Annotated in this window: 24 protein-coding genes; 15 read left to right on the top strand and 9 right to left on the bottom strand. The window is 35.0% G+C overall.

The window, feature by feature from the left end:
* Positions 1 to 16 precede the first annotated feature (16 nt).
* Genes rpmF through IGJ37_RS07735 form a run of 3 tightly spaced genes read left to right on the top strand, consistent with a single transcriptional unit; the run spans position 17 to position 1,051 of the window.
* On the top strand, positions 17 to 190 hold the full coding sequence (gene rpmF / locus IGJ37_RS07745) for a 50S ribosomal protein L32 (protein WP_002371955.1): 174 nt from the start codon (positions 17 to 19) through the stop codon (positions 188 to 190).
* A 21-nt stretch (positions 191 to 211) separates the two neighbouring features.
* On the top strand, positions 212 to 589 hold the full coding sequence (locus tag IGJ37_RS07740) for a hypothetical protein (RefSeq protein WP_002394546.1): 378 nt from the start codon (positions 212 to 214) through the stop codon (positions 587 to 589).
* Between the two features lie 57 nt (positions 590 to 646).
* Positions 647 to 1,051, top strand: coding sequence for a NusG domain II-containing protein (locus IGJ37_RS07735; protein WP_002371952.1), 405 nt, complete (start codon positions 647 to 649; stop codon positions 1,049 to 1,051).
* A gap of 402 nt (positions 1,052 to 1,453) precedes the next feature.
* On the opposite strand, the gene IGJ37_RS07730 is transcribed toward IGJ37_RS07735, so the two are convergent.
* Positions 1,454 to 2,359: a polysaccharide deacetylase family protein gene (locus IGJ37_RS07730; protein WP_002378417.1), complete on the bottom strand. Its 906-nt coding sequence runs from the start codon at positions 2,357 to 2,359 to the stop codon at positions 1,454 to 1,456.
* Positions 2,360 to 2,582: 223 nt separating this feature from the next.
* Here IGJ37_RS07730 and yqeK point away from each other — a divergent pair, with 223 nt between their 5' ends.
* From yqeK to IGJ37_RS07715, 3 genes are all read left to right on the top strand, one after another.
* On the top strand, positions 2,583 to 3,161 hold the full coding sequence (yqeK, locus tag IGJ37_RS07725; protein WP_325814854.1) for a bis(5'-nucleosyl)-tetraphosphatase (symmetrical) YqeK: 579 nt from the start codon (positions 2,583 to 2,585) through the stop codon (positions 3,159 to 3,161).
* Positions 3,162 to 3,251: 90 nt separating this feature from the next.
* Entirely contained in the window at positions 3,252 to 4,253 is a 1,002-nt protein-coding gene (locus tag IGJ37_RS07720; RefSeq protein ID WP_325814853.1) for a DUF4767 domain-containing protein, read from the top strand.
* 335 nt (positions 4,254 to 4,588) lie between these two features.
* Complete coding sequence (locus tag IGJ37_RS07715) at positions 4,589 to 5,341, top strand: DeoR/GlpR family DNA-binding transcription regulator (RefSeq protein WP_002362011.1); 753 nt, start codon at positions 4,589 to 4,591, stop codon at positions 5,339 to 5,341.
* A gap of 40 nt (positions 5,342 to 5,381) precedes the next feature.
* On the opposite strand, the gene IGJ37_RS07710 is transcribed toward IGJ37_RS07715, so the two are convergent.
* The 3 genes from IGJ37_RS07710 to IGJ37_RS07700 form a co-directional block, all read right to left on the bottom strand.
* Entirely contained in the window at positions 5,382 to 6,785 is a 1,404-nt protein-coding gene (locus IGJ37_RS07710) for a PTS galactitol transporter subunit IIC (protein ID WP_325814852.1), read from the bottom strand.
* Between the two features lie 94 nt (positions 6,786 to 6,879).
* Complete coding sequence (locus tag IGJ37_RS07705; protein WP_002357185.1) at positions 6,880 to 7,182, bottom strand: PTS fructose transporter subunit IIB; 303 nt, start codon at positions 7,180 to 7,182, stop codon at positions 6,880 to 6,882.
* A 1-nt stretch (position 7,183) separates the two neighbouring features.
* Positions 7,184 to 7,678: a PTS sugar transporter subunit IIA gene (locus IGJ37_RS07700; RefSeq protein ID WP_002357187.1), complete on the bottom strand. Its 495-nt coding sequence runs from the start codon at positions 7,676 to 7,678 to the stop codon at positions 7,184 to 7,186.
* Positions 7,679 to 7,901: 223 nt separating this feature from the next.
* On the opposite strand from IGJ37_RS07700, the gene lacA reads away from it, so the two are divergent.
* Together lacA and lacB are read left to right on the top strand one after the other, a co-directional pair.
* Positions 7,902 to 8,330 (top strand): galactose-6-phosphate isomerase subunit LacA, encoded by a 429-nt coding sequence (gene lacA, locus IGJ37_RS07695; protein ID WP_002357188.1) that lies wholly within the window; start codon positions 7,902 to 7,904, stop codon positions 8,328 to 8,330.
* A 25-nt stretch (positions 8,331 to 8,355) separates the two neighbouring features.
* Complete coding sequence (gene lacB, locus IGJ37_RS07690; RefSeq protein ID WP_002374591.1) at positions 8,356 to 8,871, top strand: galactose-6-phosphate isomerase subunit LacB; 516 nt, start codon at positions 8,356 to 8,358, stop codon at positions 8,869 to 8,871.
* A gap of 245 nt (positions 8,872 to 9,116) precedes the next feature.
* On the opposite strand, the gene IGJ37_RS07685 is transcribed toward lacB, so the two are convergent.
* Positions 9,117 to 9,404 (bottom strand): hypothetical protein, encoded by a 288-nt coding sequence (locus tag IGJ37_RS07685; RefSeq protein WP_104675115.1) that lies wholly within the window; start codon positions 9,402 to 9,404, stop codon positions 9,117 to 9,119.
* 580 nt (positions 9,405 to 9,984) lie between these two features.
* Between IGJ37_RS07685 and IGJ37_RS07680 the strand changes: the two genes are divergently transcribed.
* The 4 genes from IGJ37_RS07680 to IGJ37_RS07665 are packed head-to-tail and all read left to right on the top strand — an operon-like array spanning position 9,985 to position 12,672.
* Entirely contained in the window at positions 9,985 to 10,431 is a 447-nt protein-coding gene (locus IGJ37_RS07680; RefSeq protein ID WP_024041531.1) for a PTS sugar transporter subunit IIA, read from the top strand.
* A 14-nt stretch (positions 10,432 to 10,445) separates the two neighbouring features.
* The gene (locus IGJ37_RS07675; RefSeq protein WP_002357192.1) at positions 10,446 to 10,943 is read left to right on the top strand and encodes a PTS system mannose/fructose/N-acetylgalactosamine-transporter subunit IIB; all 498 of its coding nucleotides are present in this window, start codon (positions 10,446 to 10,448) and stop codon (positions 10,941 to 10,943) included.
* A gap of 33 nt (positions 10,944 to 10,976) precedes the next feature.
* Positions 10,977 to 11,828: a PTS mannose/fructose/sorbose/N-acetylgalactosamine transporter subunit IIC gene (locus tag IGJ37_RS07670; protein ID WP_002357194.1), complete on the top strand. Its 852-nt coding sequence runs from the start codon at positions 10,977 to 10,979 to the stop codon at positions 11,826 to 11,828.
* Entirely contained in the window at positions 11,803 to 12,672 is an 870-nt protein-coding gene (locus tag IGJ37_RS07665) for a PTS system mannose/fructose/sorbose family transporter subunit IID (protein ID WP_025190088.1), read from the top strand. Before IGJ37_RS07670 ends, IGJ37_RS07665 begins: the two co-directional genes overlap by 26 nt.
* Before the next feature lie 203 nt (positions 12,673 to 12,875).
* Here the strand turns inward: IGJ37_RS07665 and larD are convergent, their stop codons facing one another.
* Genes larD through larA form a run of 4 tightly spaced genes read right to left on the bottom strand, consistent with a single transcriptional unit; the run spans position 12,876 to position 16,927 of the window.
* Positions 12,876 to 13,586 carry a D/L-lactic acid transporter LarD gene (gene larD / locus IGJ37_RS07660; protein ID WP_002357197.1) on the bottom strand — a complete coding sequence of 237 codons (711 nt, stop codon included), beginning with the start codon at positions 13,584 to 13,586 and terminating at the stop codon, positions 12,876 to 12,878.
* A 14-nt stretch (positions 13,587 to 13,600) separates the two neighbouring features.
* The gene (gene larC, locus IGJ37_RS07655; RefSeq protein WP_430598891.1) at positions 13,601 to 14,875 is read right to left on the bottom strand and encodes a nickel pincer cofactor biosynthesis protein LarC; all 1,275 of its coding nucleotides are present in this window, start codon (positions 14,873 to 14,875) and stop codon (positions 13,601 to 13,603) included.
* Positions 14,872 to 15,615, bottom strand: a complete 744-nt coding sequence (gene larB / locus IGJ37_RS07650; RefSeq protein ID WP_002379543.1) for a nickel pincer cofactor biosynthesis protein LarB — start codon at positions 15,613 to 15,615, stop codon at positions 14,872 to 14,874. Before larB ends, larC begins: the two co-directional genes overlap by 4 nt.
* A gap of 37 nt (positions 15,616 to 15,652) precedes the next feature.
* The gene (gene larA, locus IGJ37_RS07645; protein ID WP_002361999.1) at positions 15,653 to 16,927 is read right to left on the bottom strand and encodes a nickel-dependent lactate racemase; all 1,275 of its coding nucleotides are present in this window, start codon (positions 16,925 to 16,927) and stop codon (positions 15,653 to 15,655) included.
* A 159-nt stretch (positions 16,928 to 17,086) separates the two neighbouring features.
* Here larA and IGJ37_RS07640 point away from each other — a divergent pair, with 159 nt between their 5' ends.
* Genes IGJ37_RS07640 through IGJ37_RS07630 form a run of 3 tightly spaced genes read left to right on the top strand, consistent with a single transcriptional unit; the run spans position 17,087 to position 19,533 of the window.
* Positions 17,087 to 17,743, top strand: a complete 657-nt coding sequence (locus IGJ37_RS07640; protein WP_002361998.1) for a Crp/Fnr family transcriptional regulator — start codon at positions 17,087 to 17,089, stop codon at positions 17,741 to 17,743.
* A gap of 18 nt (positions 17,744 to 17,761) precedes the next feature.
* A complete protein-coding gene (cbiM, locus tag IGJ37_RS07635) occupies positions 17,762 to 18,748 on the top strand; it encodes a cobalt transporter CbiM (protein WP_325814849.1) in 987 nt (328 codons plus the stop codon).
* On the top strand, positions 18,748 to 19,533 hold the full coding sequence (locus tag IGJ37_RS07630) for an energy-coupling factor transporter transmembrane component T family protein (protein WP_016626596.1): 786 nt from the start codon (positions 18,748 to 18,750) through the stop codon (positions 19,531 to 19,533). Before cbiM ends, IGJ37_RS07630 begins: the two co-directional genes overlap by 1 nt.
* Position 19,534: the final 1 nt, after the last annotated feature.

Raw genomic sequence — 19,534 nt, 5'->3', positions numbered from 1 at the left:
TTAGGAGGTAATAAATATGGCTGTACCAGCGAGAAGAACATCGAAATCAAAAAAAAGATTGCGTCGAACACATGGAAAATTAATAAAACCTGAAATTTCGTTTGATGAGAATCTTGGTGATTATCGTAAAAGTCATCATGTATCTTTAAAAGGCTATTATGGTGGAAAAAAAGTGATGGATAAAAAATAGGAGGTAATAGTATTGAAGAAAATGAATATTATTTATCCGCCACTTGTGGAACAGAGCTTTAAATTTTATCAAGATTATGAACAAGAAAGATATGATAAGTCTGAATTATACAGAATAATGGTTATGAAGAATATTATTAATGAAAATGGCACTCCAACAGAAGAGGCTCTTAAAAAAGGATTAGTTAAAGACTTTTATGAAGAATATGATTTATCTTTTGAAGAATTTTTAAAATTGTACCCATTTTTTAAAAATTATGACCCTGATTATTTCCGGAAAATAGATGGTTTTTGGGAAGTTCCTGTTTGTTTAAAAGAAGAATTAATATTATTACTGAATGACAAAGATTGTGACTATGATGTACGGATTCAAATTCAACAATTTCTTGAAGAAAGGTGAGTAAAGACAAGATGTTCAGAAACAAATGGAAAAACAGTTCACTAATTCTTAATAAAAATGTATAGAAAGGGTCTGATGAAAAAAGGAGACATAATAGTTATTATCTTTTTAATAGCTATCTCTTTTTCTCCATATTTTATTTTTTTTCATAATAAGCCATTTAACTCCAAAAGTTTTGACGACACTAAATATGCTGTGGTCAAGATAGATGGGAAAGAGATTGAGCGTATAAATTTAGATGATTCAAAAGAATTTATCAAAACATATTATCCATCAAAAGGGCAATATAATACTATAGAAGTTAAAAATGGGCACGTTCGTGTAAAAAAAGATAATAGTCCAGATCAAATTGCGGTGAAAACAGGATGGATATCAGAACCAGGGCAAACTAGTATCTGTATTCCTCACAGATTCATTTTAGAAATTGTTCAACAATATTCTAAGGATTATTATATTTACTAAAATCCTTTTTTAGCATGTATGCTAAAAAAGGATTTGTTGGATTTATTTTAAAAAAGTAATTAAAGAAGAAAATCAAGTGAGTAAAATTATTATTCAGAATTTATAAAGCGTATAGTGAAGAAGTTGTTATAGATATGAAACAGAAAATAACTCCTAATTTTCCTACTTACGTCCTTTGATAACTAAATAAAAATTTATCAGGCCTTTCCGTGAGGAGTATGTTTTAGTTACGCCAAGACAAAAAAATAACTTCGAATGAATATATTTCTAAAACAACTTAACTATCAACTAACGTCAAGATTCGTAAACGCATTAATGATGCTTCCATAAGGCTCGCCATTATAAGCAGAAAATCAACATTGACTAAGACCAGAAATACTTCCTTTAGTGCTCCGAGTTGCTTTAATATAACACGCCAAATTGATAACCATTTGCTTGATAAAACTCTATTAATTGTGGCAATGCTTGTTTTGTTAATTCCTTATCTACTGAATCATGCATTAAGACTACTCTAATATTATAATCTGGATAGACCTCAAGTGAATGTTGATGGAAAGCGAGCATTTCTGCGACTGTAGTAGGCTGTCTGTCTAACGGCTCCGCATCTCCAACCATCGCATTCCAGTCAATCCAATGGATGCCAAGTTGTTTGAATAATTCATCAGATTTTTCTGTACCTCCCCATGACATATGACCTCCTGGGTATCGCCAGAGAGTTGTTTGAAATGTTTCGCCCAATATTTTTTTAAGAGAGTTCTCCATGGTTGCTATTTCCGCTTGTATTTCTTCAGTGTTGACAATCCCGTTTGGATATAACGTTGCATAATCATGAGTTGAACTATGAAAGCCTATTGAATGTCCTTCTGCAACTTCGCGTTTCACTATCTTTTGATTTTCGGAAGTTAGGGTATTTCCTACAAGAAAAAAAGTTGCGTGGACGTTATACTTTTTTAATGCATCTAGGACTTGTGGGGTTATTTGATTATTAACGCCATCATCAAAGGTTAAGAATACTAATTTTTCACCTTTGTAAGGTTCTTCTCCAGTTATATATTTTCTGATTTTGTCTGCTGAGTAAGCATATTTTTTTGATGAAATAGTCATGTGTGTTGATTCCTTTTCTAACTTGGTCGGGGAATCTTTTTTTGCAGTTGAATTTTTAGTCGATGTCTGCGTAGTATCATCATTTTTACTTGTTATCTTGGGTTGAGTTAATAGGAACGTTTGAATGAAAACAAGAACAATGAGGATTAACGCACTAAATAATACATACCCGTTTATTTTGAATTTCCTTTTCTTATGTCGCATACTTTCACTCCTCTTTGGTTAATGAAAAAGTTAAAAAATACACCTCCACGTTATACAAAATTGAACGTCCTATTAGTTATAGACGAATTTGAGGACCAAAAAGTTTCAATTTTTTCAATTTAGTTAGTTGTTTATTTAATAAAAAATAAAAGGTTGCTAGAGGATGAAAGGAGTATAATTTATTTATCTAGAAGAGTAATCGGAATGAGAAAGGGCTGTGGAAATGGATTATCAACAGGTGTTGAAAAATGAAATTAAACAATATTTAGTGAGTAAAAACTGTGAGAAGACGTATTATCATTGTATGGAAGTTGGAGAGTATGCCTATCAACTTGGTGAAAAATATTTAACTAGTCCAGAAAAAGTAAGTATTGCAGGATATTTACACGATATCTCTGCGATTTATCCAAATAATCAGAGAATTAGTGTCGCACAAAAATATGGGATTGAATTAAACGAAGCAGAAATGGCCTTTCCAATGATAATTCATCAAAAAATTTCTAAGTCTATTGCGAAAATGGATTTTGGTATTGAAGACAATGAAATTTTATCAGCTATTGAATGCCATACAACATTGAAGAAAAACTATTCGGACATAGATTTAGTTTTGTTTGTCGCTGATAAAATAAAGTGGGATCAAGAAGGTAAACCACCATACTTAGATGGTTTATTACAAGCTTTAAACTGTTCTTTAGAAAATGCCGCATATTTCTATATCGATTATATTTTGAAACACGATATTAAAGTCGTGCATCCTTGGTTATGGGATGCTTACAATCAACTTAAATTGACAATTAAATAACAAATAAATATAGCCGTTTTTAGTCGAGTTTTGCTGGTGAGAAAAGGGGAAAAGTAGTACAGTATTCTTGTCAGAAAGAAGGGATTCCCAATGAAAAAAATAATCTTGATAGGTCTTTTATTGAGTATTTTATCAGGATGTTCTTCCAACAAAAGTGGCGACAGCACTGCAAGCAAATCAAGCAAGTCGACAGCAACATCAGAAATGAAAGCACCTGCTACCGTTAACAGTAGCCAAGCGAGTCAAATGAGCACGGAGTCAAAATCTAGTACAACTCAAAGTAATTCTTCTGCTTCTACTAAAACTGGAAATCAGTTGTGGTCTGTGCAAAAAAAAGCACAGTTACAACAATTTATGGCTGATTGGGGGCAACGGATGAACCAAACGTATAAAGAATATACACCAGGAAATTCAATCAATTTTAATGGCGTCCAAGCGCCTGATGGTCTAGTAGGAAATGCTACTATGCAACCAGCGATTGATCAGCATCCCATTTATTTAGAATGGTCTGAAAATGGACAAGTGAAGGATGGATATGTGTTAGTTGCTGTTTACTCTGATGCAGAAATGCAACCAGAAATGCAAAAGCATTTGTATTTATTCACCATCGTTAACAATCAGCCCTTAGTTTTAGTGACGATGCAAAATCAAGGAAATCCTTATGGCTATCTATATTTTGGAGCAACAGATAACGCAGAGTTGAGGGCTGGGTTTGAAAAAATTGTAGGTGCCCCGTCAATTACTAAAGAACAAATCCCAAATATTTCAGTCAATCCGTGGTCTTCAGAAGAGGAAGCGATTGATTTTTATGAAGGAATGTATAAAAACACGGCAAACGAAATTTCAACTCAAATTGACTGGCATAACTATCAGCGGGCAAATTGGCGCGAGGTAGAAACAAAAGGCGACATGTTGACATTACATTTTGCCAACGTGGGCGGTGCTGGGGGCTCATATACACAATTCACGAAAGTTGGTACGAATACTGTTGTTGTATCATTTGATGGTAATGCCGCTTATCCCGATAACCCAAGTAGCGTTTTACTCGTGAAAAACAGTGATTATAAAGTTTTAAGGACTTTGAATCAGTAATAGGGGAAATACGTCGTTTACTTAAACATAGGCAAAGGCAGGTTACTTATAAAAAGGTAAGCAGCCTGCCTTTGCCTATGTGCTATTTTTTTGGATAGAGGTGCTCAGAGTAGGGGATGTTTTTCTGGGAAGTTTTTATGCTAGATCTCTATTTGACTAGGCTCAAATAGATCTGAATCAATCGTTGAAGTGATATCTGTTTATATAAAGATAGGCTAAATTGTCATTTTTTTACGAATCGTCGTTCATGTTAAAATAAATGGAGAAATGTTTTAGTATTCATAGTAAGTATTTTATCGTAGAATAAAAGATATACTAACAATGGAGCGATGAAAATGCTAAAAGAAGAAAGATTAAATGCGATAGTCTCTCTAGTAGATCAAAAAGGGGCAATCAAAGTTACTGAAATTATGGAACGATTAAATGTTTCGGATATGACTGTTCGTAGAGATTTGACAGAATTAGAAGCAGCGGGGCGTTTAAAACGAGTACATGGAGGAGCTAGCAGTTTAAATACATATCGTCCACATGAACTGTCTCATGATGATAAACAAATTATTAATAGTGTTGAAAAAAAAGAAATTGTCCAAAAAGCATTAAGTTTAATTCACGAAGAAGAAACTATCTTCCTAGGACCAGGAACAACTATTGAACTTTTGGCCGAGGCAATGGAATTTAAACATTTAAGAGTAGTAACAAACTGTTTGCCTGTGTTTGAAACGTTAAGTAAAAAAAAGAATGCGTTGACCATTTATTTGGTTGGTGGAGAAATGCGACTTTTAACTAAATCTTTTTTTGGTGAAATCGCTAATAAAGCATTAGAAGAAATGCATTTTCATAAAGCATTTTTTAGTTGTAATGCGTTAAAAGATAATAAAATTATGACAGCGACTATTGAAGAAGGACAAACACAAGCAATTGCATTAGATAACTCAATAGAAAAATATTTATTAATGGATACTTCTAAAGTAGAGAAACAGGATTTTTATTCTTTTTATCAATTAGAAGAAGTGACAGCGGTAGTTACAAATAAAGATAAATTTGACACATCTAAAGTATTGGAAAAAGTTGTCAGGGTGATCTACTAAAAAGAAGAGGTGCAGATGCACCTCTTCTTTTTAGTTTCCCTTATTGAGCTTTTTGAGCATAAATAATATTTCGCTTCTTCATTTGTTTTGCATACCAAATGAAAATCAGTAGATAGGCGACAAGCGCCAGACATGCGTATAAAATAAATTCGAGTTGACCTTGTGATGCATTGCCGACTAAGTATCCTAAGAATTTTTCCATTGGCCCTTCCATGGTAGTATGTGAAATTAAAGTATTATTATTTAGACCCGCTGGGAAAGCACCAACTTTTTTTGCGGTTTCGGTAACGAACGGTGCAATTAGGGTACCAGACCATAAGAACAAAGGTAATTCGATTGCTCCAATGATAATCATTCGGATGAGTTTACCTCTTGTTACTACTAGTAGAGCAGGGGTTACACCCATTGCAATAATTCCGCCAAGTGGTAAAAGTTTGTTGCCAGGTAGGACAATGGCTTCTAATAGCATAATTGGAGCCAATACGTTAGCTGCTGCCCAGATTTCAGCACGACCAGCTAAGAAAGGCCAATCTAAACCAATATTAAGTGTACGCCCTTTTAATTTATTCGAAGCAAAATCAGTGATACCTTGTGATAAAGGCTCAACTGCAGCGATAAACCAAGTTCCAATTAAAGAGAATAGTTCCAAACAGACTGCAGCCGTAAAGGATAGAGAAAAAATTTGCGTGGGTGTTTGGCCAGCTAAAAGACCCACAAAAATCCCTAAGTAAATCCCGATGGCAAATTTTGATCCCCAAAAGCCAATTTTACTATTCAATTTGGCAGCGTCAAAATCGTATTGATCTAACCAAGGGAAAAGCTTATCAAAAATTTTATCAAAAACCATAATGATTGGGTTCATCATATAGTTCATATGCGTGGTAGTCATAGGATTGGTATCTGGGGCGTTAAGTAAATCGTTAAACGTTGGTTTCATTAAGTCAGAATTGATAATTTTTAAAACACCTATGAAAATAACTAAGATTGTTGCAATTATTAAGTTTGCGCCACAAAAAATAGCAAATAAACCAACAATCGATAGATGCCAAATGTCGAAAATATCCACATCTAATGTGTTTGTTTTATTTAGAATTAACATAATGACATTGACAATCACCATAATTAAAAGAAAGTAAAGCGTGTAAGGAGATCCCCAAGTGATGGTGGCTAAAGGTGCCCAACCAACATCAGTAATATTTAAAGAAATTCCTGTACGTTCTACGAAAGAGGCCATTGCATCTGAGAAAGCAGTAGTTAAAATTCCTATAATAGCACTGATACCAGTTAAAGCAATCCCTAGTTTAAGACCACCTTCTAATGCGCGAGTGGGTTTTACCTTAAAACAAAGGGCAATCAGTGTTAAAACAATAGTCATTAAAGGAGCAGCACCTAAATCAATTAAAGGTTTAAAAATTGTATTTGCTAGGTCAATAATCGTATTCATTTATTTTCTCCTTCATAAGCTAAGATAACAAAATTTTTATCTTAGTTTTGTTATTGTTGACAGTGAAGCGTAAGTAATTAGTCTGAAAAGGAAATCATTTGTTTAAAGAGTGAATGATACTTTCCATTTGTTGATAAACAGGTTCAGCCATTGCTGGAATTCGATAAAGAATTGCGCCTGCATCAACTACAGGAATCGTGATTGGGAAACCCAAATCTGTTTTGGCGATTTGGGCGAAAATATCATAATGGGATAGCATCTCTTGATTGATATCTTTAATCATTACGGCATCGCAAGAAACTTGGTAGCCTCTTTTTGATAATTCTGTTTCTAATGCAGATTTGATTTGATGGCTAGAGTTTACCCCAGCCCCACATGCAGCTAAAATTTTAATCATGTTAAATCTCTCCTTTAAAATTTTTTTGTAAAAAACGATAAACTTCTTCTTTATCTTCACATTGAAAAAAAGCCAATAGTGATGAACGGTCTGTCGTGTTAATAAAATCCATGATAGTCGCTAAAAGACCCGTTTGTTCAATACCGTTTTCATTTAAAATCATGAAAAGAAAGGAAACAGAGAGCGTTTCATCTGGGATAATCATGTTATGAAATGATAAGGATTGTTTCAATTTAATCGGGATAATTCTTGTCGTCCGTACAAAGGTACTTTCGGTATGCGGAATGGCGATATTCGGTAGTGCAGGATCAATCGGTGTTAAACTTAAACCAGTCGGATAGTTGTGTTCTCGTTCCAATAAATTAGTTAGAAAATCAGGTGTAACTAATTTCTTTTTTAACAAGTCTAAATAAACTTCTTCAAAAACTTCTTCTTGTGTTTTTTTGTTTGAAATATAGGTAGTATCTAATGAAAAAATCGATGTTTTAATAACCATAGAACCCCTCGTTTCTTTAATATATTATTATTTATTTACAAGTATAATATAAAACGCTTTCAAAAAGATGTCAACACAATATTAAACAATAATAAACAAAAAAAGAAAATATATGTTGAATAAAGTTCGATATTGTTTTATTATGTTTTCGAGAAGGGGATTTGAGTTTAAAGAAAGGGACAGAATTTTAATAGTAGATACACGAGGTAAGGAGGAAAACAAAATGCGTGTCATACTTGGTTCAGATTTAGATGGAATAAAATTAAAAGCAGAAATGAAACAATACTTATTGCAAGAAAAAGTTGAGGTAATCGATAAAAGTGAAAGTGCTTCGGAAGACTTTATAGAAGCAACGCTTGCTGTTGCTCATGAAGTTTTAAAGGATACTGAAAGTTTAGGAATCGTTTTTGATGGTTATGGGGCAGGTAGTTTTATGACTGCTGCTAAAATTAAAGGAATGATTGTCGCTGAATTGTCAGATGAGCGTTCTGCATATATGGCGCGAGAACACAACAATGCTCGGATGATCACGGTGGGCGCAAAAATTGTTGGAACGGAACTAGCCAAAAACATAATAAAAGAATTCTTAACAGGTCATTATGCAGGCGGGCGTCATCAAATACGTGTAGATATGTTAAATAAAATGGCTTAACAAATAATAGAAAGGAAGTGTTTTTATGAAAATTGCCATTGGTTGTGATCATATTGTGACGGATACCAAAATAGCAGTTTCTGATTTTTTGAAAGCAAAGGGATATGAAATTTTAGATGTAGGCACGTATGATTTTACTCGAACTCACTATCCTATTTTCGGAAAAAAAGTGGGAGAAGCCGTAATGAGCAATCAGGCTGATTTGGGTATATGTATTTGCGGAACAGGCGTTGGAATTAACAATGCGGTTAACAAAGTGCCGGGTATCCGTTCTGCTTTAGTTCGCGATATGACTACAGCGTTGTATGCGAAAGAGGAATTGAACGCAAATGTTATTGGTTTCGGTGGGAAAATAACAGGAGAATTCTTGATCTGTGATATCGCTGCGGCCTTTATTGAAGCACACTATCATCCAACAGAAGACAACGAACAACTAATTGAAAAAATTAATCAAGTTGAAAAACAACATCCAGAACAACAAGATGCGCACTTTTTCGATGAATTTTTAGATAAATGGCAACGAGGAGTCTATCACGATTAGTACGTAATCAATGAGGGTTATTTGAGAAAGCGGTCTTAAATAATAATCATTGGTATTTGAGTTAAATTCCCCTTCATTAATTTTTATTGCTGTTTTAACGTAGCACTGTAAAGAGCATTATTAAGAAAAAGTAGTAACAAAGGAACAAATTGAAGGCTATACAGGTAACCATAAAAAGTACACGAGAAAAGAACTCGTGTACTTTTTATGGTTTCGCTGCTTGTTTTATTTTAGTAATTATTTTTCTATAAAAATAGTCCCAGAATTATTAAAATAATCCCGATAACTAAACTGCCGATGCCAGAAGCCGTACTATATTTTTTACCTAAATTTATATCAGTAGTATTTTTAGGAATCAAGTTTGAGAAAAAATAAAATTTTTTTACCAAGATTAGATATGCAACAAGTAAAAGTAATAATCCTAAGAGAAGATAACTAAGATTTTCAGCTAATAAATCTAGATGAGCTAATAACAATATCCCCAAAAAGAGGCCTACCAATCCATATTTCATCGTTTTTTCTTTTGCTGACATATAAATATCCCTACTTTACTTTTTAATTTATTAAGAGCATAAAACCATAGATTCGATATAAGTTCATTTTGTTGTATCCAAAAGAGCATGACCTGGAATGACCTATATAATTAGAAAATTGGAGTGATATATAGTTATTTTACCATAGCTTAAATGAGTTGATTAACTCCGAATAATGTACAACTATGTACACCTATTGTGGGTGGAATGTGTGTTGGGACTTTGCTAACCTAATAGTTGAAAAAATGAATCAATAAATTTAGAAAAGGGACTATTCAAAAGCAACTTTTTTGGGAATTGCTATATTATTTATTTTTTTAAGCGTAATCAACTAAATGTTTTTATGGATAAAGACAGTCATTGTTCCTTGTCATCAAGCTACAACAGCCAAATTCATTAGAACTTTTTTAGTGAATGACTTTAATTTTAGAAAGGTACTGTTGTTAAACATTCATGCTATCAAAGGAGTGTGAGGCGAACGAAGCAAGTATTCTCATTTTATAAAAGCTGTATTATGGACTCTTAAAAAGAGGTGATTTAAAAAATTTTGAAGTGGAAATGTTAAGAAAGGAGAGAGAAAATGACTTATTTAGTTCTGGTCAGTCATGGCGATTTTGCTAGAGGGTTAAAAAATTCATTAGGGATGTTTGCTGGCGATGAGATAGAGACAGTCAGAGTGTTTGGCTTACAACCTGGTGAATCTACCGATAATTTTGGTAAGCGGTTTCTTTGTGAAGTTGAAAAATTACCGCAGGAAACGAGGCTAATCGTTTTGGCTGATATTGTAGGCGGGAGTCCACTTGCTACTATTTGTAAAGTATTAGATAAGCAAAAAATGCTAGAAAATTCTCTGATTGTTGGAGGAGTAAATTTTCCAATGGCTTTAAATGCGCTTCTATTGAAAGAAACTAGTGAATTATCTGATTTGAAAAAAATGATAGTAGCAGATGCTTGTCATGGCATTAGAGAGTTAACTGTAACTGAAGACGATGTAACTGAAAACGATATAACTGAAGAGGATATCTAAAGGAGAAGATGAACATGTCAATTTCTTTTGTTCGAATCGATGATCGAATGATTCATGGCTTAATTACTTTACGTTGGACTAAAGAAATGCCTTGTGATGGCATTATAGCTGTGAATGACAAAGCAGCAAGTAACCCTATTTTAAAGGAAGCTTATAAAGCAGCTGCACAAGATAAAAAAACCTTTATTTGGACAATGGCGCATTTTTTTGATGTAAAGGATAAAGTATTAGCGTCTAAGTCAAAATACTTTTTGATTACAAAGAGCCCTTTGGATATGAAAAAAATTTTGGTGGATTGGCATTTTGTTCCAAGTGAAGTAAAAATGATTAATGTTGGACCGGGAAATGACCGCGAAGGGACAATTAAATTAGGGGATAACCAATCCTTTACAGCAGAAGAAGCAGCGGCTTTTGAAGAAATTGAAAAGGCTGGTTACAAAGTGGATTTTGCCTTGTTACCTGATCAACGAATTGGTTCTTGGGCGCATTTTAAAGCTAAATTTGGTTACTGATTCTAGAAGTTTTGAAAAGAGGAGAGTAGTATTATGACAATCAACTGGATACAAGCGGCTATTTTAGGCCTATTTGCTTGTCTGTGTTCAAATTCTTGTATGGCTGGACAAGCGGTGGGAAATTATACGATTGGGCGTCCTTTAGTCGGCGGATTAGTTTGTGGCATTATTTTAGGAGATTTAAAATTAGGAATCGCTTGTGGCGTAGCAATGCAATTAGTTTACATTGCTTTGGTCACACCTGGAGGCACAGTGTCTGCTGATGTGCGGGCAATTTCATATATCGGGATTCCTTTGGCGATGGTAGCGATTTCGACCAAAGGGTTAGATCCACTTGGCGGCTCTGCAGCCGACCTGGCTAAATCGGTCGGCACATTAGTTGGAACGATCGGAACGGTATTATTTTATTCTGTTGCCGCGTTAAATTTAGTTTGGCAATCGTTTGGTTGGAAAGATATAAAAAAAGGCAAGCTTGATCATTTATATGCCATTAATTTTGGTTGGCCGTGGATTTCTCATCTCCTTTTTTCCTTTTTGCCAACCGTGATTTTAACCTATTTTGGGGCTACGGCTGTTACAGCAATGAGAGATGCATTACCTATGGATGGTCTTGCAATGAAAACGCTTTTTACTGTAGGTGGCATGCTTCCGTGTGTGGGAATTGCAATTTTGTTACGTCAAATTGTTAATAAGAACATTGATTTTGTACCTTTTTTTGTAGGGTTCACATTAGCTGCTTCATTAAAACTCAATTTAGTCTCAATAACGATTATTGCGCTTCTTTTTGCTGTAATTTTTTATAAAATTGCTTTGATTAAAAACAATACTAAACTGGTTGATTCAACAGGAAGTCTGACGAATGATGATGAAGAGGAGGACATATGAGATGGAAGAGTTGAAAGCAAATAAATTAGACCAAAAAACGTTAAAGCATTCTTTTCATTTATGGTTTTGGGGAGCGTTAACTTGTTTTTCACAACAGCATATGCAAACGTTCGGCTATCTTTCTTCAATGCTTCCTATTATCAAAAAACTTTATCCAAAACATGAAGACCAAGTGAAAGCCATTCAAGCATATACAGCTTTTTTTAACACAAATCCAATGCTTGGAACGGTCATTGTTGGTGTGACTGCTAGTATGGAAGAGGCTAGAGCAAGTAAGAATGAAATTGATGGAGAAACCATTAATGATATGAGGGCAGGATTAATGGGGCCAATTGCAGGGATTGGCGATTCATTAGTTGATGGTACCTTGATTCCTATCTTGTTAGGAATTTCCTTAGGAATGTCCACGGGCGGTTCGCCAATTGGTGCCATATTTTATATTATTGTTTGGACGTTAATTTCCTATTTTGGCCAACGCTTTTTGTATTTTAGAGGCTATCATTTTGGCGATAAAGCAGTAAGTTTCTTAGTTGGGAAAGAAGGAGCCGCCGTTAGAGTTGCTATCGGAGTTATTGGTAGTATGGTTGTCGGTGGGGTCCTTGCATCTTGGGTAAATGTGACTACTTCTTTTAAATTAATAGGTGCTGACGGAAAAGTTTTCCTTAAACTGCAAGATAAAATTGACAGTATTTATCCAGGATTATTAACGATACTTGTTACCTTATTTTGTTGGTGGTTAATGTCCAAAAAACATGTTTCCGCTATTTGGACGATGCTTATTTTAGTTGTTATTTCTCTCGTTGGCGTTTTATTAGGTGTTTTCAATCCAGGATTAACTTACTGAACAATCACCAAAAAGGACTCTAGCTGTTAGAGCAAACTGACTTTTGCATAAAACCGATAACGAAAAAGCTAATAAATTAAATTCTTACTCTCTAAGACACAGAAAAAATCTTGTGATTAAAATAAAAATATATAAAATAGAAGAAATTTAGAGACTAGCTTCTATTTTATATATTTTTTTGTTTTAGAAATTTAGTTGGTTTATTAGAATTTTAGGAAAAATTTTACGAAAAGTGTCGCAAAAATGGCTCCTAAAAACGGTGCAGTTCCGGGAACAATCAACCCATATTGCCAATCATTATTGGTTTTATTTTTGATTGGTAAAAGTTGATAGGCGATACGAGGACCTAAATCACGTGCTTGATTCATTGCGAATCCTGTAGTACCACCTAGCCCCATGCCGATTGCCCAAACAAGCAAGCCAACAGCAATGGGTAGTTGTGTTTCGTAGGAATGTGCAATCGCTAAAATAGATGTTAAAAAAATGAATGTTGCAAAAGTTTCAACAAAATAGTTTCTTGGTAAATTTCGTTGGTTCGGATTTGTAGAAAAAATATTACGAATGGCGATCGGATCGACACTATCGGCGGATAGCTTGAAATGATCAGCATACATAATATAAACAATGACGGCGCCACAAATGCCGCCTAACATTTCAGCGATGACATAGGGAATGAAGTAAGACCATGGAATCATTCCTAAAATAGCTTGAGCGAGGGCCATTGCTGGATTAATACAGACTCCGCCAAAGACGAACAGAACAACAGAGATTCCAAAAGCCCAAGTAGTGATTGCAAACATGTGACCAGAACCAGCGTATTTTGTTCGTTTTAGGACATCGTCGCAGTGAACACCTACCCCAAATACGATCATTAATGCAGTTCCCATAAATTCTGATAAGATATGATGAAACATAAGCTAAAGCTCCTTTAATCAATAGTTTTATTATTTAATGTTTGGACGAGGCGATAGACTTCCTCAATTGTAAAATTATATTGTTTAGCAATTCGTTCACAATCTTGGTATTCAATAGACTCTTTCAATAGGCCATGATAATGATTTTTTTTAATATGGACCTTACCAAAAGGTGTTTCCAAGATTTTGAAAGAACGGTCCATCACACTACGTTCCATTGTTTGAAAACGCATACCAATTGTAGAAGTATGTTTAAAGAGTAGTTCTGTAAAATATTCTTTTTCCTCTGTTGTTGTTAAAACCGTTAATAGAATGGCGCTTCGGTTTTTTTTCATATGAATGGGCGTGAAAAAAACATCTAGAGCACCATGTTCCAATAATAGATCCATTACGTAACCTAACTGTTCAGGTGTTTGATTGTCTATATTTGTTTCAATTTTTAAGACTTGGTCATGGTGTTCTGTCCTCTTTTTTTTACTATGTGTTTCAGTAAAGATTGATCCTCTGAGGGCATTGAACTTGCCTGTTTCCCATTTGCCAAATCCGTAACCTATTTTTTCAATTAATCGTTGTTCTGGTGCGACAAATAGAGGGCTAAGTTCTTTAAAAATAGCTAAGCCAGTCGGTGTGACAAGTTCAGTTTTTATCTCAAAGTCTTGTTGAATGATTAAATTCGTTTCTTTACGTAATTCCATCACCGCGGGAACTGGTATTGGCATGACTCCATGGGCAATTGTGATAGTGCCACTTCCATCTGTAATTGGCGTTGAATAGACTTGTTCAATCTCTAACTGTTCCCATAGGATAAAAAAGCCAACGATGTCAACAATTGAATCAATTGCTCCGACTTCATGAAAATGAATAGTGTCAATTGTTTGTTGATGAACAGCAGCTTCAGCTTTTGCAATGTCATAGAAAACATTTTTACTATGTTTTTTTACAAAATTGGACAAGTCGCTTTTTTCAATTAATGTATAAATATCTTTTAAATTTCTAGAATGGCTATGATGATGTGCATGTTCTTTCGTTTCATGATGTTCATTTTTGTGGTGAGGAGAGAGACTGTGTTTTATACCGTAATCTTTTTTTCCATGTTGTAGGAGAACATCGAAATCTGTTCCGTAAATACAACTTTTAGCAATTCGTTGGGCTTGAATGGTGAACCCATCGATGGGAAGTTTTTTTAATTCGATTAACAGTTTGTTTAAATCCCCGCCTAAGTCAAGCAACAATCCATTTAACATATCACCACTAAGACCAGAAAATGGTTCTAAAAATAAGCTTTTCATAGTGAAGACTCCTTTATTTGATTAATCATACTTGCATTATAAGCGGCACCAAACCCGTTATCTATGTTGACTACACTAACGCCAGAGGAACAACTATTTAGCATTCCTAAAAGAGCAGTCAGCCCTTGAAAATTGCTGCCGTAGCCTATGCTAGTAGGGACGGCAATCACTGGCACGCTAACTAGTCCGCCTAGCACGGACACCAGTGCGCCTTCCATGCCTGCAATCACAATAACCACCGAAGCCTGTTGAATCTCATCTAGGTGAGCGAACAAACGATGAATGCCAGAAACGCCTACATCATAGATACGTTTTATTTGATTCCCGAAAGTTTCTGCAGTGATTGCTGCTTCTTCAGCAACGGACATGTCTGACGTTCCAGCAGTAACTATCGCAATATAGTTTTTTGTTGTAGTCTCCATTTGGTTGATAACGAAACAACGTGCAAGTTCATAGTAGGTTCCATGAGGAAAGTTCGACTCTAGAGGTTGGGCTTTTTGTTGTGAAACGCGAGTAACTAGGATTGTATTGTTTTCTTTTCTTAAGCTATTGATAATTTTGATGAGTTGCTCAATTGTTTTCCCTTCCCCATAAACGACTTCTGGATACCCAGTTCTTTCTTTACGCTGCGTATCAATTTTTGCAAAGTCTAATTCGCAAAAGCCATTTAATTTGTTTGTTGCTTCTTCTAAAGATAATTTTCCCTCTTTAAAAGCTCCTAAAATTTCTTTCGGTTGCATAATACAACGCTCCTTATTCCTGATTTCTCAAGGATCATTATTCTACAATGACAGACAAGCCATCTCGAATCACAGTCACTTTTGCATTTAGACCTTCTCTTTCAAATGCTCGCTCTAACGCTTCATCAAACGTTTTTGCTATTTCCATATGCATCGAAGTGATAAGCTCAGGATCAACAAGATCTGAAACAAAAATTATATGATGATGAACTAAAATTCGCGCTAAAATTTGCGAAGTCCATTGATCTGGCACGGTTTCTAATCGTGGTGTATGGATGGCTGCTTCTAAAAATTCGTTTGGATTTTTAACATTGGCAATATTTTCATAAAAACCTTCACCACCGTGACCATCACGACACCCAGCGACCATAATAATGACACCGCCGTCTTTATTGGTTGCTTCTGCAGCGGTCATCCCTTTAACTGCTTGATAAATGTTTTGATCAAGTGGAAATCCGCCATTCGTTGAAACCGCAATGTCGCAAGGTATTTTTTTGACACGGGCAATTTCTTTTACAAAGTTACAACCAACTTTATGCGCTTCAACCATATCACCTGCGAAGGAACCAATAATTTTTTTGTCACCATCTAAAACGACATTAACAATAAAAGCTAGATTCGCTTTAGCGGCAGCGTAGACCATATCATTATGAATCGGATTATCCGTTAAATTTCCTGTCCGTGAGTTGGAGGAATCAATAAATTCTCCAGAATGGTTAGCCATGATGGTTTTATAAGAAGCAATTCCAGGTAAAACAGATTTACGTCCACCAGAAAATCCTGCAAAAAAGTGTGATTCAATAAACCCTTCGGCCAGCAGTAAATCTGCTTCTGCTGCAATGCGATTAATGATACAATCGCCCCCTGAAGGTAGTTGACCGATTTTGACCATTGAGGAATCATCAGTAGAGATATGCATAACGATTTCTTCATTCTCTACAATCGCTTTACCATATTTGCTAATCAGTTCTTCTCGTGTAGAAGGGCGATGAAAGCCTGTAGCAACTAAAATCCGGATTCTAGCTGTTTTGTTCACTGAACGAATTCTACGCAAAATAATTGGGGTGATAATATGTGAAGGAACGGGACGTGTGTGATCGGAACTAATGAGGACAATGTCTTTTTTACCCTTAGCTAATTCTTCTAATGGAAGGCTTCCAATAGGATTGTCCAGCGATTTTTCGACTGTTTCTTTCTCAGTATATGGATTTGAAAAATGTTCAGCTTTTGATTCGAGAAGCCCAATAAAATTTTTATCGGGAATTCTTGCAGTAATCATTTTCTTGTCATAAGGTAGGTTAATTTCTACCATAGCAATCATCTCCTAAGTAATATTTTACGAGACTAAGTATAATGAAATTTAGAAATCACACAGTCCTTATTGTGGGTAACATTTGCTAACAAAAGGTTGGTGAGAGTGTTTATAATAGTTAACGAATCAAACAGAAACTTAGTCAAAGGAGTGACAATTATGGAGTCAGATTATCTTACAGCTTTCTTAGATAGAAAGAAGACGCCGATTATCAAAAAAAAACGCCATACTTATCTCGCTTATCATGGATTGGAGGAAGCGTACACCTATGTATTAAAGAAAGGGGTCGTTAAGACGAGTATTATTTTAAAGGATGGACGAGAATTTAATCTGTCGTATATTGTGTCTCCTGACATTATTTCATTGTTACGTGATGAAGTATCAAATTATACATCTGCTCCTTTTAATATCCGCATTGAGTCGGAAGAGGCTAGCTTTTATCGGATACCAAGGACTGTATTTTGGGAATATGTTAGAGAAGATGCTGTTCTTCAAGATTATGTACGGGATTACTACCGAGCAAAATTATCGGAGAGTATTAGTTCCTTACAGAATATGACAATGAATGGTAAGAAAGGGGCTGTTTGTACTTTTATTTACCAATTAATTGATTTGTTTGGTGTACAGACAGAGGAAGGAATATTAATTGATTTTCAAGTAACTAATGAGGATATTGCGGGGTTTTGCGGGATTTCAACGAGAAATAGCGTAAACCGAATTATCCATGATTTAAAAGAGGAAAAAGTCATCGATATCAAAAAACAAAAAATTGTGATTTACGATCAAAGTTATTTAGCTGATTATATTGATCGATAAGATAGGAGTCTGACGAACATGCATATTCCAGAAAATTATTTAAGCCCACAAACTTGCGCAGTGATGGGCGCGATTATGGTACCTGTCTGGTACCGCGCGGTAAAAAAAGTTGACGTTCAAATTAAATTAAAAAAAGATACAGGGACCATGTTAGGGATTTCCTCCTCCTTGTCATTTTTAATAATGATGTTTAATTTGCCAGTACCTGGTGGAACAACTGCGCACGCTGTTGGGGCTGTTCTCATCGCATTATTGATGGGACCTTGGGCCGCGACGCTGTCTGTTTCGGTGGCTTTACTATTACAGGCTTGTTTATTTGGTGATGGTGGTATATTAGCTTTTGGTGCAAACGCCTTTTCTATGGCGTTTGTGATGCCATTCGTGGGATATGGAGTTTATAAGCTAGTTACGCGTGTAAAAAAATTTGAAACAATGGGTCTTTTCTTAGCTGGGTATCTTGGTGTAAATGTGGCGGCATTTTCTACTTCTGTATTATTAGGTATCCAACCCTTACTATTCCATGAAGCGAATGGTACGCCACTTTATAACCCATATGGTCTTTCTATAACTATACCAGCAATGATGAGTGTCCATCTGTTAGTAATAGGGATTGTTGAAGGTCTCTTCACCGTGTGTGTCTATAATTTTGTAAAAAGTGTGTCAAAAGATGCAATTTTTATCGAAGAAAAGAAGAAAAGGACTCCGTTGTTGCGATTAAAGAGACTGTTATTGGTTATGGTAATTTTATGTCCATTAGGTTTGATTGATCATGCCACCGCTTGGGGTGAATGGGATTTATCTGAATTAGTCAAGAATTTAAAACAGAATCATTTACCTGCAGTACAACCAAAAGGTATGGTGAATGGTTTTTCATTTCATGCACTTTTGAGTGATTACTTTATTCCAGGACTGCCATTAGCACTTGGGTATATTTTAAGTGGCGTAACAGCCATAATCGTTTTTTTACTCATTTTTCGTTTATTTAATGGAAGAAGGCAAAGTTGATGCCTGAATGGATGAAAGAATCTTCCACGTCCTTTGAACCTAATAAAAAAGAAACCTTTATGCTTAAAAATCGAAAAGGAATCCTTTTTTTATTAAATAAATTTCAGGTGAGTGGGAAACGCAATAAGACTATTCTCAGTGATATACACCCAGCAATTCAACTGATCAGTACTTTTTTACTAATTGTTTTAATCAGCACTACACAAAAAGTTCTTGTTTTGTGGCTCGTAGGCATCTACCTAGGCATGTTACTTTTAGTTGAAAAACCAACTATTCTACGAAACATTGTCAAAAAAGCTAGTATCCTCATTTTGATGCCGCTGATTATCTATTTACCGATCTTTTTTTTAGGTCAATTTAGTTTATTATTTATTGTTCATTTGTTTTTTTTAGCCATAGCGATTAGTCAATATATGGAAACAACCAACATGAATCAATTTATAGCAGCATTAAAAATCTTTCATTTTCCGAATATAATACTTTTACAATTAGATATTACGATTAAATATATCTTTTTCTTTGGAAATCTCTTAATCCAACTGCTTGCCGCTGTAGAAGCTAGAGCAGTTGGTGGGAATATCCAGTTGAGTACGGGTAGTAATTTAATCAGTCTTATTTCTTTAAAATCTTTTACGTATGGGAAAAAGTTGGACATGGTGATGGAAGCAAGAGGATATACTGGTCAATATTATCGAGTAAAGCAACCATTAAAAACGAAAGATTTTTTGGTTAGTATTGCCTATCTTTTATTTTTCGGGGGGTTGCTTTATTTAGGGAGGAACTAAT

Source organism: Enterococcus sp. AZ104 (assembly GCF_050546705.1).
Taxonomy (GTDB): domain Bacteria; phylum Bacillota; class Bacilli; order Lactobacillales; family Enterococcaceae; genus Enterococcus; species Enterococcus faecalis.
Note: the sequence above shows the minus strand (reverse complement) of the source record. Positions and strands in the feature narration are given on the sequence as shown.